The organism is Escherichia sp. E2661, assembly GCF_004745185.1.
In the GTDB taxonomy this organism is placed as follows: Bacteria; Pseudomonadota; Gammaproteobacteria; order Enterobacterales; family Enterobacteriaceae; genus Escherichia.
This window is the reverse complement of the sequence record NZ_PDIG01000026.1, coordinates 1-12,626: the sequence shown is the minus strand read 5'-3', so window position 1 is coordinate 12,626 and position 12,626 is coordinate 1. Positions and strand designations below refer to the sequence as shown.

The window sequence follows — 12,626 nt, the reverse complement described above, 5'->3', positions numbered from 1 at the left end:
TGGCTTTAGAAGGAGTTAACCATGATTACAGTAATCGCAGAAATCCGTACTCGTCCTGGTCAACATCACCGTCAGGCGGTATTGGATCAGTTTGCTAAAATCGTTCCAACCGTACTGAAGGAAGAAGGTTGCCACGCTATGCGCCGATGGTGGATTGCGCTGCTGGCGTGAGTTTCCAGTCTATGGCGCCGGACTCTATCGTGATGATTGAGCAGTGGGAAAGCATCGCGCATCTTGAAGCGCATCTGCAAACCCCGCACATGAAGGCGTACAGCGAAGCCGTAAAAGGCGACGTGCTGGAGATGAATATCCGTATTCTGCAACCGGGGATTTAACATTCCTGAAAAGAGGCCGGTGTTGCAACCGGCCTCAGGTCAGATTAGCCATTCTTTCTTCCCGTTTTCAAACCCCGATGGAAATCGTTGATTCGCTTAATGGTTTTAACCGCACGCTGCGGCATCGCGGAAGCCACCGACCAGACAATCATTTCCAGGCACAACAATACCGTACCATGTAGCGGCGTTTTCCCCTTTTCATCCCCGCGCGGAACATGAATCACGATACTGGCGTCTTTGCTAAAACGTGAATCCAGCGCGTTTGTCAGCAAAATAACAGGGATCCCCAGCCGTCTCGCTTCACGCAGCGTTGTCAGTCCTTCCCGGTGCGCAGATTTTTGCGCCATCATGATCAGAACATCGCCACGTTGAAGCGCGATCAGTTGCTCGGCAAGGCCAATACCCGTACGGTTTAGCGCCGTGGCTGGCAAGCCTATGCGGTTGAATAGTCGTGCGGTATAGTCCGCCAGAATACCCGAAGCGCCAATGCCAAAAATTGCGACTTGCCGTGCCTGCACCAACAACGCTACCGCTTGCGCAAGCGCGTGGCGGTTTTCAGGCTCTGACAGGACATTACAGGTATACAAATGCCCTTCAAGAACAAAGTCGATTGCGGTGTTAACATCGCTCGTCAAGTTACTCACCGTCGTAGACATCTTTTCGCTGGAGCTAAGGGCTGGACCAAGCCACTGTTCCAGAGTGCGTTTCAGATCACGCAGCCCGGCAAACCCCAGGGCCTGTATAGCCCTGATAACTGTGGCATCGGAAGTGTTCAACGTGGCCGCAATTTCCATCGCCGTTTGCTCGAGTACCACTTCACGATGCTCATTAATGTAGCTGGCGACAGCTCTTAACCCAGGCGTTAACTGACTCGCGCGAGTGCGAAAACGCTCACCATAAATATCAACCCGCGTTTTGTCTTTCTGGATCATTTAGCCTCCGGTAGAGGTCGTCCCGCAATTTGTGATTGTATCTGCGCAGCCATTAGCCCCAGAGATGCAAAGGAGTTAGAAATCGCCTCTTCACGAGAAATCAGCACATAGCGCCCGGAACGACAGGCCGTCAGAAACTGACACCATCCCGGCATGACTTTTTCCATTGCTGCCAGCTCATCCTGAGGTTTACCACCGGTGTCACCGCGCCAGGTTGCAAAAACAAAATCGGCATCCAGTTCAGGTAAACGCTCCGCGCTCACATCCATTCGTCCACCTTCAGGAATGCTCTCAATCAGCGGCGGAAAGCGAAAACCAGCATCGCGTAATACCCGCCCCAGCGAATGATAGCTATGCATCACATTAATTTTTCCCTGATTTGCCTGAATCACCGATACCGTTATTTTTTGGCTGTCCAGCGTCGCCTTCAGCGCATTGATTTGTGCCTGATAGCGGCGTTCAAGTATCGCCAGCTGCGACTGCGTTCCTGTAAGTTCTGCCAGCTTGCGGTAGATTTCTGGCGCGCCCCCTTTGAGATGATCAATGCTCACCGTGGGCGCAATTTTTTCCAATTGTTCAATGGGCGTATTACGGGTCGGTTCTGTGATGATCAGGTCAGGCTTTGCCGCCACAATCGCTTCAATATCAATATCAGCGGTGCCAATAAAAGCGATCGATGAATTATCAAAGTCGACACCTGTCAATAACGCGCCTGATCGAATGAAATGGCTACCGTCAGGCCGGGTTCGCCCGTGGCTGGCGACAGGTGGTACACCGAGCTCAATCAGAGGAATAGTGATATCAAGATCGTGTAAAGAGACAATTCTCTTTGGATGAGCAGGAACAGTGACTTTGCGCCCTAAATCATCAGTAAAGACCTGAACAGGTTCTGTCGCGCGGGCAAAGAATGACAACAGTATCAGCAGAGAAAAAAATAAAACGCATATAACTCCCATTAAAAACTGTTCCTGCGCTGCCAGAGCAGTAGCAAAAAGAATGGTCCACCAATCAATGAAATAATGATTCCGGCAGGCAGTTGCAAAGGCAAAAAAGCCAAACGACCAATGCTATCCGCCAGGATGACTAACAACGCCCCCGATACGGCGCTCCCCAGCAGTAATGTCGTCTGCCCGCCACGTAGAATAAAACGTGATATATGGGGTGCTATCAATCCGACAAAACCGATGTTACCAACACACGAAACGCAGACGGCTGTCAGGATTATTGGTGCGGCGACACGTAACAACGCCAGACGAGAACTATTCACCCCTAACCCGGTTGCAACCTGCTGACCAAGCAGAGCGATATCCGCCGTCCTGGCGGTGAACAGCAATAAAAGAGCGGCTGGCAACATCCAACAGGCTGAAATACCGACTAACATCCAGTTAGCTGCATGCAGGCTTCCCGATAACCACATCAATGCAGTTTGTACATCTCGAACATCTGCAGTGGTCATAAATACACCGATACCGGCGGCGAAAAACCAGGAAACACCAATACCAATCAGAACAAATCGCGGGCGGGAAATATCGCGCGCACAAAAAATCACGATTAAAGCCACCAACAAGCCACCAGCAAGACCAGCCACTGGACGCCAGAACATTCCCAGCATTGGAAACTGGAAAATCAGCCACAGCACCGCCACGCTACATCCTTCTTTGACGCCGATTAAACCAGGATCGGCAAGGCCGTTACGCGCAATGGATTGCATTGCGGCTCCCGCCATACCTAACATGGCCCCGCATAGCAATGCCATGATGGCTCTCGGCAAGCGAATATCCTGCACAATATAACGTGCGTCTGTGCTTACGTTTTCAGGAGAGAACAATGCTCGTCCTACTTCCGATGCCGGGACGGAGAAAGAGCCATGCATCAGACCGAATATCAGTATTCCAACCGCAAACAGAAACAGCCCACCAAGCAACACCAGATTTTTAGGGCGTACCAGTGTCGAAAACTTACCAACACGTAGTGGGCGTAGCCCGACGTTCATTATCCGACTCATTTGAACATCCTCGTCGCCATAATGACAAAAACAGGCGCACCAACTAACGCCGTCATGACACCGGTTGCCAGCTCATGGGGCGTGAAAAGCGTCCGGGCAATAATATCTGCCAGTAATAGCAGTAAGGCACCGACACAGGCTGAAAGAGGGAGCAGGACTCGCAGATCCACTGATACCAGACGCCGGACAATCTGCGGTACTAGCAGGCCGACAAAACCAATGGGGCCAGCAATCGATACGGCTGCGCCACAGAGCAACGCGATCGCAAGCAGGGTGAATGTTCGCGTGCGGAGTACCGAGACGCCCAGCCCCTGCGCCATGCGATCGCCCAGTGCCAACATGTTAAGAGAGGGCGCAAGGTAAAGGGCTAACACAAATCCCCCCAGAGAAAACCAGGCGGACGTACCCAGCGTCGCCCAATCCTGCCCCGCTAAATCACCTGCTAGCCATGTCCGCATCGCCAGCAGCGTTTGTTCGTCAAGAATCAGGATTGCAGCCGTTATTGAGGACACGAACGCCGATAGCGCCACGCCGCATAAAGTAACTTTCATTGGCGTTAACCCTGAACGCCCTGCGGAGGAAAGCAGCAATATCAACAGGAACAATAACGCGCCTCCCGTAGATGCCAGCAGTGGGCGCCCAACCGGAAAGGCCAACCCAAGCGCACTGGCAGCAACGACAGCAAGAGCGGCTCCGGCATTTAAGCCTAAAATATGTGGCTCCCCCAATGGGTTACGAATGACAGCCTGCAACAAAGCACCAGCAACTCCAAGAGAAGCACCGGTAAGCAATGCTGCCGCTAAACGCGGCAAACGGAGTCTTACAATTACGTTGTGATCGAAGTTTTGCGGATCAAAATGAAGAAATGCCTGCAACACCGTTTGTGGTGCAATAAATCGGGCACCAATCCCTGGATATACCACGCATCCCACCAGCAGTAAGGCGAGGAAAATTACAGTAACCAGCCCTGTGCGCATCATACTTTTTCTACACCACGAAACGGCATGAAGAACGGTTTTCCCGTCAGAGGATTTATTGATGCGTGAACATCAACGTCAAAGACAGCTTTTACCAGCTCAGGCGTGCAATGCTCCCCCTCATTCAACACACGCACCACTTTCCCCTGGCGTAAAAATATCAGCGTATCGCCATAATTCACGGCAAAATTCAGATCATGCAACACCACGACGACAGTACGCCCGTGATGACGCGTTAAATCATGTAATAACTCAAGAATTTCAACCTGATAACGTAAATCAAGCCAGGTTGTGGGTTCATCCAGCAGGATATAAGGCGTCTTTTGCGCCAACACCATCGCAATCCAGCAACGCTGGCGCTGCCCACCAGAGAGTTTTTCAACAGGTAAATGTGCAAACTCCTGCGTACCGGTTAATTTCAGGGCCTCTTCTACCGCCTGCTCATCGGCGTCGCTCCATTGACGTATGAAATTTTGCCAGGGAAAACGCCCACGCGACACCAGTTCATAAACGGTTAAGCCCTCCGGCAATAATGGCGACTGCGGCAAGATCCCAAGTCTACGGGATAACGCTTTCGTTGGTTGCTCGTGAATCGCTTTACCATCCAGCAATATCGCGCCGCCCATGGGTTGCAAGATACGTGCAATGGTGCTGAGCAACGTCGACTTTCCACAGCCGTTTGCCCCAACCAGAACGGTCATTTTTTCTGTGGGAACGGAGAAAGAAACACCATCAACAATGATTTTCTTGTGATACCCGGCAGAAACAGTGTCGAGGATCAGCCCCTGCCCTTTTGCGTTATGTGCCACGTGTACGCCAACTTAATCAAAGACAAACAAAAATAAAACTCATTCTCCTTTGAGAGTTTGACGTCACAAAATGTAGTAGTCAAGAAGTTAAAAGCCATACAAAAACAAGGTAAATAACAGGTGAAATATTTTTAAATACAAAAATAAAACTATTAAATATTAATAAATTACCATCAATTTAATTGCATTAACCTCTCATAAAAACACATGTAGCAATTTTTTGTTATTTCTCATTTACTACTACATCACCTCATGATTGAATGATTCTCAATTACATATCCGATGGCGAAATAACAAACGGATAGTGCTTAGTGAGCAACAAGAAACAATTTTCACTCACGACAATCCGTGAGTTTTTGGGATAACAGACTAAATGGCTAAGTTCACACCTTCATTCTCAGGAATCAAAGGTCGGGCGCTCTTTTCACTGCTCTTTGCAGCACCAATGATTCATGCAACCGACACTGCAACGACCAAAGATGGCGAAACAATCACTGTTACAGCGGATGCAAATACCGCAACTGAGGCGACCGATGGTTATCAACCTCTGAGCACCTCCACGGCGACATTAACCGATATGCCGATGCTGGATATCCCGCAAGTGGTCAATACGGTTAGCGATCAGGTTCTGGAAAATCAGAATGCGACGACGCTGGATGAAGCGCTTTATAACGTCAGTAACGTGGTACAGACCAATACATTAGGCGGAACTCAGGACGCCTTTGTACGTCGTGGGTTTGGTGCTAACCGGGATGGCTCCATCATGACCAACGGCCTGCGAACTGTACTTCCTCGCAGTTTCAACGCCGCCACAGAACGTGTGGAAGTGCTAAAAGGTCCGGCCTCCACGCTGTATGGCATTCTCGATCCTGGTGGATTGATTAACGTCGTGACCAAGCGCCCGGAAAAAACATTCCATGGTTCTGTCTCAGCCACGTCCTCCAGTTTTGGCGGAGGCACTGGGCAACTGGATATCACAGGTCCCATTGAAGGCACTCAGCTGGCATACCGCCTGACGGGGGAAGTGCAGGATGAAGATTACTGGCGGAATTTCGGTAAAGAGCGCAGCACATTTATTGCCCCATCACTCACCTGGTTTGGTGATAATGCAACAGTAACCATGCTCTATTCACATCGGGATTATAAAACGCCGTTCGATCGTGGAACGATTTTCGACCTTACGACGAAACAGCCCGTAAACGTTGATCGAAAAATACGTTTCGACGAACCGTTTAATATTACAGATGGTCAGTCCGATCTGGCGCAACTCAACGCAGAATATCATCTCAATAGCCAGTGGACAGCGCGCTTTGATTACAGCTACAGCCAGGATAAATACAGCGATAATCAGGCTCGTGTTACCGCGTATGATGCAACGACAGGAACGCTGACACGGCGTGTTGATGCAACTCAGGGATCTACACAGCGTATGCATTCTACTCGTGCGGATCTGCAAGGGAATGTTGATATTGCTGGGTTCTATAATGAGATTCTGGGTGGGGTGTCATATGAATATTATGATCTTCTGCGCACAGATATGATTCGCTGTAAAAACGCTAAAGATTTCAATATCTACAACCCCATTTATGGCAATACCAGCAAATGCACAACGGTTTCGGCGTCGGACAGTGATCAGACGATCAAACAGGAGAGCTACTCAGCTTATGCACAGGACGCACTCTATCTGACCGATAACTGGATTGCCGTCGCCGGGATCCGCTATCAGTATTACACGCAATATGCGGGTAAAGGCCGTCCTTTTAATGTCAATACTGACAGCCGCGATGAACAATGGACGCCCAAACTGGGGTTGGTCTACAAACTGACGCCATCGGTATCCTTATTTGCTAATTATTCGCAAACATTTATGCCGCAGTCGTCAATTGCCAGCTACATTGGCGATCTTCCACCGGAATCATCTAATGCTTACGAAGTCGGGGCAAAATTCGAGCTGTTCGATGGTATAACCGCAGATATTGCGCTGTTTGATATCCATAAACGTAACGTGTTGTATACCGAAAGTATTGGTGATGAAACCATCGCCAAAACGGCAGGCCGCGTTCGTTCAAGAGGGGTAGAAGTCGACCTTGCGGGAGCATTAACCGAAAACATTAATATCATTGCCAGCTACGGCTATACCGATGCAAAGGTTCTGGAAGATCCTGATTATGCAGGAAAACCATTGCCGAATGTTCCTCGTCATACCGGTTCGCTATTCCTGACCTATGATATTCATAACATGCCAGGCAATAACACACTGACGTTTGGCGGTGGCGGACATGGCGTAAGCCGTCGTTCGGCAACCAATGGGGCTGACTATTATCTGCCAGGCTATTTTGTTGCCGATGCCTTCGCCGCATACAAAATGAAATTGCAGTATCCGGTCACACTGCAATTAAACGTCAAAAACCTGTTTGATAAAACGTATTACACCTCTTCCATCGCCACAAATAATCTGGGTAATCAGATTGGCGATCCGCGTGAAGTGCAATTCACGGTGAAAATGGAATTTTGATAAAAAAAGCCCGGTATACACGTGTATACCGGGCTATGTTTTATTCTCCTGACGGGAAGATTATCAGACCTCAATCTCCGCCATGTCACCTTTCTCTTGCAACCAGTTACGGCGATCTTCCGAGCGTTTCTTCGCCAACAGCATATCCATCATCGCGTCGGTACGCTGATCGTCTTCATCATCGATAGTCAACTGCACCAGACGGCGAGTGTTCGGGTCGAGCGTGGTTTCACGTAGTTGCAGCGGGTTCATTTCACCCAGACCTTTAAAACGCTGGACATTTGGCTTGCCTTTCTTGCGTTTTAATTGTTCGAGCACGCCCTCTTTCTCTTCTTCCGTCAAGGCGTAATAGACCTCTTTGCCAAGGTCAATGCGGTAGAGCGGTGGTAGCGCTACATATACGTGACCATGTTTCACCAGCGTACGGAAGTGTTTTACAAACAAGGCGCAGAGCAACGTGGCAATGTGCAGACCATCGGAGTCAGCATCCGCCAGGATACAGATCTTGCCATAACGCAGTTGGCTAAGATCATCGCTGTCAGGATCGATACCGATCGCTACCGAAATATCGTGCACTTCCTGCGAAGCCAGCACTTCGTCGGAAGAGACTTCCCAGGTGTTAAGGATCTTACCTTTCAGCGGCATGATCGCCTGATATTCACGATCGCGCGCCTGCTTGGCAGATCCGCCTGCGGAGTCACCTTCCACGAGGAACAGTTCGGTACGGTTAAGGTCCTGCGCGGTACAGTCTGCCAGTTTGCCAGGCAGTGCCGGGCCGCTGGTCAGCTTTTTACGCACCACTTTTTTGGCCGCACGCATACGGCGCTGGGCGCTGGAAATCGCCATCTCCGCCAGCAGTTCAGCCGCCTGAACGTTCTGGTTCAGCCACAAGGTGAAGGCATCTTTCACCACGCCCGAAACGAATGCCGCGCACTGACGCGAAGAGAGACGTTCTTTGGTCTGCCCGGCAAACTGCGGATCCTGCATTTTTACTGACAGCACATAGGCGCAGCGATCCCAGATATCTTCCGCCGACAGCTTCACGCCGCGCGGCAGAATGTTGCGGTATTCGCAAAACTCACGCATCGCGTCCAGCAGCCCCTGACGCAGACCGTTAACGTGCGTACCGCCCTGCATCGTTGGGATCAGGTTGACGTAACTTTCGGTCAGCAGTTCGCCACCTTCCGGCAGCCACAGCAGCGCCCAGTCAACGGCTTCCGTTTCACCGTTAAAGTTACCGATAAACGGTTTTTCCGGCAGTGTCGGCAGGCCGTTTACCGCTTCCGCCAGGTAATCATTCAGACCGTCCTGATAGCACCAGCGTTGTTCGGTGTTGTTGATCTCATCTTTAAAAGTGATTTCAACGCCGGGGCACAGTACCGCTTTGGCTTTCAGCACATGTGTCAGGCGTGAAACAGAGAAGCGCGGGCTGTCAAAGAAGGTTTCATCCGGCCAGAAGTGCACGCTGGTACCGGTATTGCGTTTACCGCAAGTGCCGACAACCTGCAAATCCTGCACCTTTTCGCCATTTTCAAAGGCGATGTTATAAATCTGACCATCGCGGCGCACGTTAACTTCTACGCGCTTTGACAGGGCGTTAACCACCGAGATCCCCACGCCGTGCAGACCGCCAGAGAACTGGTAGTTTTTGTTAGAAAATTTACCGCCCGCGTGCAAACGGCAAAGAATCAGTTCTACCGCCGGAACACCTTCTTCCGGGTGAATATCCACCGGCATCCCACGGCCATCGTCAATCACTTCCAGCGACTGGTCAGCATGTAAAATAACGTCCACGCGTTTTGCGTGACCCGCCAGTGCTTCATCCACACTGTTATCAATGACTTCTTGCCCCAAATGGTTAGGGCGAGTGGTATCGGTATACATCCCCGGACGGCGGCGAACCGGCTCAAGCCCGGTGAGTACCTCAATGGCATCAGCGTTATAAGTTTGCGTCATGGTTTAAGTTAGTAATTCGAGTTGATCGTCAGAGATGGTGCAGACCAAGAAAATCGACGATCGGGTTGAAATAATCTTCGAAGCCCGTGAATGCGTGGTTGCCGCCTTCTATAACAGTCTGGCGGCAGGAAGCGTAGTACGCCACCGCCTGGCGGTAATCCAGCACTTCATCTCCCGTCTGTTGCAGCAGCCAGATCAAATCCGGCGCTTCCAGCGGGTCAATCTGCATGACTTTGAGATCGTAAATATGGCGTGACTCTAGCACATATTGCTGCCCGGTGTAGGGGTTCTCGTTCTGACCGAGATAGTCCGTCAGCAGTTCAAACGGGCGCACCGCCGGGTTTACCACCACTGCGGGCAGCATAAAGCATTGCGACAACCAGGTGGCGTAATATCCCCCCAGTGACGAACCGACAATACCCAGCGAATCGCCGCCATGTTCCAGGACAATGGATTCCAGCAGTTCTGCCGCATCGGAAGGATACGGCGGTAACTGCGGAATAATCATCTCAACGTCAGGGTGATGTTCCGCCAGCCAGTTTTTCAACAAGCTCGCTTTCGCAGAACGCGGCGAACTATTGAAACCGTGTAAATAAAGAAGCGTCGACATCAGTAACCTTCTGAAGCGGTATCTGGTTGGAAACGGGAGTCTGCCAGGCGGTGTACTTCTGTGGTCAGCGTACCATCGGCATGGAGTTCCAGCGTACGCCAACCGGGCGCGATGGTGTCCAGCGTGAAGTTGGAACAGTGCGGCTTAAACTGCACGCAGGTCGATGGCGTTGCCAGCAGGCGACGACCGTTCCAGTCGAGATCCAGTTCCTGATGGATATGGCCGCATAACAGATATTTGACGTGCGGAAACTTCACCAGCACGTTATCCAGTTCCCCCGCGTTACGCAGGCTGTGTTGGTCAAGCCAGCTACAGCCCGCAGGCAACGGATGATGATGCAGCAGAAGCAAGGTATGGCGCTCTGGCGCATCAGCCAGTTTACGTTCCAGCCACTCGAGTTGAAACTCGCTTAGCTCACCGTGCGGTACGCCAAACACCTGGCTATCCAGCAGCAGGATTTGCCACTGCTCACCGATAAACACGCGTTTCGCTGAAGATATACCCGCGTCCTGTAGCGCGCTGTACATCGCAGGCTGGAAATCATGGTTGCCCGGCAGCCAGACGCAGGGCGCACGAAAACTTGCGATGCCTTCAGCGAAGTGCTGATAGGCCGCAGCCGTTTGATCCTGCGCTAAATCACCTGTCGCGACAATCAGGTCGAATTCGTGCTGGTGTGGGCGAATCGCCTCCAGCACCGCCTGGTAACTCTCCCAGGTGTTCACCCCTAACAGGGCTTCGTGCTTTTGCGCAAACAGGTGAGTATCGGTAATTTGTAAAATCCTGACTCTGGACTCACCAGCCAGAGGAAGGGTTAACAGGCTTTCCAAATGGTGTCCTTAGGTTTCACGACGCTAATAAACCGGAATCGCCATCGCTCCATGTGCTAAACAGTATCGCAACCAGTCCGCTAAAAACTGATTAATTTGATGCTTTTCGTCGCGTTGATGCAACTTTTTATTAGGATAATCATACCGCGCTTTGAAGCGAAAAATCTGCTGACTTGAACACACTTCAGCCACCATCGCGTCATGATACAGACGCACCGTCATCGACGGAAGGCTCCAGTAACTGATCGCTGGCGCAATCTGTTCAATAGTCACCAGGGTAGTGTATCGGGTCGATTCCACAATCGTCAGCCGATATTGTGCGTTTGCCACCTGATAGCTTACAGTTTCACCGGGTGCGTCATTGCGCGGTAACAAACGGCGCAATTGTGAAAAGTTCATCTCGCACAGGCGCATCATTTCAGGAAAGTCAGGTGTGTAACGCTTCATTTATGCCCACTCATTTTTTAACGCTTGATGATGCAGTTGCAGCCATTGCAAAGCGATGACCGACGCTGCGTTGTCGATTTTCCCCTCTTCTACCCATTGGTATGCCTGTTCCCGACTTACCACATGAACGCGAATATCTTCGTTTTCATCAGCCAGACCGTGAATACCGCTTGCGGTCGTGGCGTCCACTTCGCCCACCATAATTGACGAACGCTCGCTGGTGCCGCCCGGGCTTGCCAGGAAACTTAACACCGGTTTGGTCCGTTTCACTTTTAGTCCCGCCTCTTCAATCGCTTCGCGACGGGCAACATCTTCCACACTCTCACCTTCTTCAATCATCCCGGCAACCATTTCCAGTAACCAGGGCGTTTCGCTGGTGTCATACGCGGCGATTCGTATCTGCTCAATCAGTACAACTTCATCGCGCACTGGGTCAAAGGGTAGCAAGACTGCGGCGTGACCGCGTTCAAAAATTTCCCGTCGGACCTCATGACTCATTTGTCCGTTGAATAGACGATGGCGAAATCTATAAAGATCTAATGAAAAAAAGCCGCGATAAAGTGTTTCTCGTGCAATAATTTCTACATCGTTTTTGCCAAATGTAACGGGCAGGTTGTCTGGCTTAAGCATGGCTAATGTCCTGGCACTAATAGTGAATAAAATGTGAATTTCAGAGACGTTTGACTGCCGTTTGAGCAGTCATGTGTTAAATTGAGGCACATTAATGCCCTATGGCACGTAACGCCAACCTTTTGCGGTAGCGGCTTCTGCTAGAATCCGCAATAATTTTACAGTTTGATCGCGCTAAATACTGCTTCACCACAAGGAATGCAAATGAAGAAATTGCTCCCCATTCTTATCGGCCTGAGCCTTTCTGGGTTCAGTTCGTTGAGCCAGGCCGAGAACCTGATGCAAGTTTATCAGCAAGCACGCCTTAGTAACCCGGAATTGCGTAAGTCTGCCGCCGATCGTGATGCTGCCTTTGAAAAAATTAATGAAGCTCGCAGTCCATTACTGCCACAGCTAGGTTTAGGTGCAGATTACACCTACAGCAACGGCTACCGCGACGCGAACGGCATCAACTCTAACGCAACCAGTGCGTCCCTACAGTTGACCCAGTCCATTTTCGATATGTCGAAATGGCGCGCACTGACTTTGCAGGAAAAAGCTGCCGGTATTCAGGACGTCACTTACCAGACCGATCAACAAACTT

The 12,626-nt window shown here is 50.7% G+C and carries 12 protein-coding genes and 1 pseudogene; 3 read left to right on the top strand and 10 right to left on the bottom strand.

Features of this window, described 5'->3' with window-relative positions; translation table 11 throughout:
- The first annotated feature begins 21 nt into the window (after window positions 1–21).
- Window positions 22–335: pseudogene (locus CRI63_RS13270) on the top strand (putative quinol monooxygenase).
- A gap of 44 nt (window positions 336–379) precedes the next feature.
- Here CRI63_RS13270 and CRI63_RS13265 read toward each other — a convergent pair.
- From CRI63_RS13265 to CRI63_RS13245, 5 genes are read right to left on the bottom strand one after another with little or no spacing between them, the layout of a single operon-like run.
- Window positions 380–1,267, bottom strand: coding sequence for a MurR/RpiR family transcriptional regulator (locus tag CRI63_RS13265; RefSeq protein ID WP_000614953.1), 888 nt, complete (start codon window positions 1,265–1,267; stop codon window positions 380–382).
- Window positions 1,264–2,223 (bottom strand): iron-siderophore ABC transporter substrate-binding protein, encoded by a 960-nt coding sequence (locus tag CRI63_RS13260; protein ID WP_135519753.1) that lies wholly within the window; start codon window positions 2,221–2,223, stop codon window positions 1,264–1,266. The genes CRI63_RS13265 and CRI63_RS13260 overlap by 4 nt, the downstream gene beginning before the upstream one ends.
- Entirely contained in the window at window positions 2,223–3,260 is a 1,038-nt protein-coding gene (locus CRI63_RS13255) for an iron ABC transporter permease (RefSeq protein ID WP_135519839.1), read from the bottom strand. Before CRI63_RS13255 ends, CRI63_RS13260 begins: the two co-directional genes overlap by 1 nt.
- Before the next feature lie 8 nt (window positions 3,261–3,268).
- On the bottom strand, window positions 3,269–4,252 hold the full coding sequence (locus CRI63_RS13250; RefSeq protein ID WP_135519751.1) for an iron ABC transporter permease: 984 nt from the start codon (window positions 4,250–4,252) through the stop codon (window positions 3,269–3,271).
- The gene (locus CRI63_RS13245) at window positions 4,249–5,058 is read right to left on the bottom strand and encodes an ABC transporter ATP-binding protein (RefSeq protein ID WP_135519749.1); all 810 of its coding nucleotides are present in this window, start codon (window positions 5,056–5,058) and stop codon (window positions 4,249–4,251) included. The genes CRI63_RS13250 and CRI63_RS13245 overlap by 4 nt, the downstream gene beginning before the upstream one ends.
- Window positions 5,059–5,431: 373 nt before the next feature.
- Between CRI63_RS13245 and CRI63_RS13240 the strand changes: the two genes are divergently transcribed.
- Window positions 5,432–7,573 (top strand): TonB-dependent siderophore receptor, encoded by a 2,142-nt coding sequence (locus CRI63_RS13240; protein WP_135519747.1) that lies wholly within the window; start codon window positions 5,432–5,434, stop codon window positions 7,571–7,573.
- Between the two features lie 63 nt (window positions 7,574–7,636).
- Here CRI63_RS13240 and parE read toward each other — a convergent pair whose 3' ends face one another.
- Genes parE through nudF form a run of 5 tightly spaced genes read right to left on the bottom strand, consistent with a single transcriptional unit; the run spans window position 7,637 to window position 12,043 of the window.
- The gene (parE, locus tag CRI63_RS13235) at window positions 7,637–9,529 is read right to left on the bottom strand and encodes a DNA topoisomerase IV subunit B (RefSeq protein WP_130218204.1); all 1,893 of its coding nucleotides are present in this window, start codon (window positions 9,527–9,529) and stop codon (window positions 7,637–7,639) included.
- A 28-nt stretch (window positions 9,530–9,557) separates the two neighbouring features.
- On the bottom strand, window positions 9,558–10,139 hold the full coding sequence (yqiA, locus tag CRI63_RS13230; protein ID WP_000105733.1) for an esterase YqiA: 582 nt from the start codon (window positions 10,137–10,139) through the stop codon (window positions 9,558–9,560).
- Window positions 10,139–10,966 carry a 3',5'-cyclic-AMP phosphodiesterase gene (gene cpdA, locus CRI63_RS13225; RefSeq protein WP_130218206.1) on the bottom strand — a complete coding sequence of 276 codons (828 nt, stop codon included), beginning with the start codon at window positions 10,964–10,966 and terminating at the stop codon, window positions 10,139–10,141. The genes yqiA and cpdA overlap by 1 nt, the downstream gene beginning before the upstream one ends.
- Before the next feature lie 24 nt (window positions 10,967–10,990).
- The gene (locus tag CRI63_RS13220) at window positions 10,991–11,413 is read right to left on the bottom strand and encodes a DUF1249 family protein (RefSeq protein ID WP_000833390.1); all 423 of its coding nucleotides are present in this window, start codon (window positions 11,411–11,413) and stop codon (window positions 10,991–10,993) included.
- Complete coding sequence (gene nudF / locus CRI63_RS13215; protein WP_021564655.1) at window positions 11,414–12,043, bottom strand: ADP-ribose diphosphatase; 630 nt, start codon at window positions 12,041–12,043, stop codon at window positions 11,414–11,416. It abuts the gene before it with no gap.
- A gap of 204 nt (window positions 12,044–12,247) precedes the next feature.
- Here nudF and CRI63_RS13210 point away from each other — a divergent pair.
- A partial coding sequence (locus tag CRI63_RS13210) for a TolC family protein (RefSeq protein WP_167852312.1) occupies window positions 12,248–12,626 on the top strand: 379 nt, incomplete at its 3' end.

Bases quoted from the DNA above. Each gene is read 5' to 3' on its own strand.
- yqiA (WP_000105733.1), bottom strand. From the start codon at position 10,139: ATGTCGACGCTTCTTTATTTACACGGTTTCAATAGTTCGCCGCGTTCT.
- CRI63_RS13265 (WP_000614953.1), bottom strand. From the start codon at position 1,267: ATGATCCAGAAAGACAAAACGCGGGTTGATATTTATGGTGAGCGTTTT.
- CRI63_RS13220 (WP_000833390.1), bottom strand. From the start codon at position 11,413: ATGAAGCGTTACACACCTGACTTTCCTGAAATGATGCGCCTGTGCGAG.
- nudF (WP_021564655.1), bottom strand. From the start codon at position 12,043: ATGCTTAAGCCAGACAACCTGCCCGTTACATTTGGCAAAAACGATGTA.
- CRI63_RS13240 (WP_135519747.1), top strand. From the start codon at position 5,432: ATGGCTAAGTTCACACCTTCATTCTCAGGAATCAAAGGTCGGGCGCTC.
- CRI63_RS13255 (WP_135519839.1), bottom strand. From the start codon at position 3,260: ATGAACGTCGGGCTACGCCCACTACGTGTTGGTAAGTTTTCGACACTG.
- parE (WP_130218204.1), bottom strand. From the start codon at position 9,529: ATGACGCAAACTTATAACGCTGATGCCATTGAGGTACTCACCGGGCTT.
- CRI63_RS13250 (WP_135519751.1), bottom strand. From the start codon at position 4,252: ATGATGCGCACAGGGCTGGTTACTGTAATTTTCCTCGCCTTACTGCTG.
- CRI63_RS13260 (WP_135519753.1), bottom strand. From the start codon at position 2,223: ATGGGAGTTATATGCGTTTTATTTTTTTCTCTGCTGATACTGTTGTCA.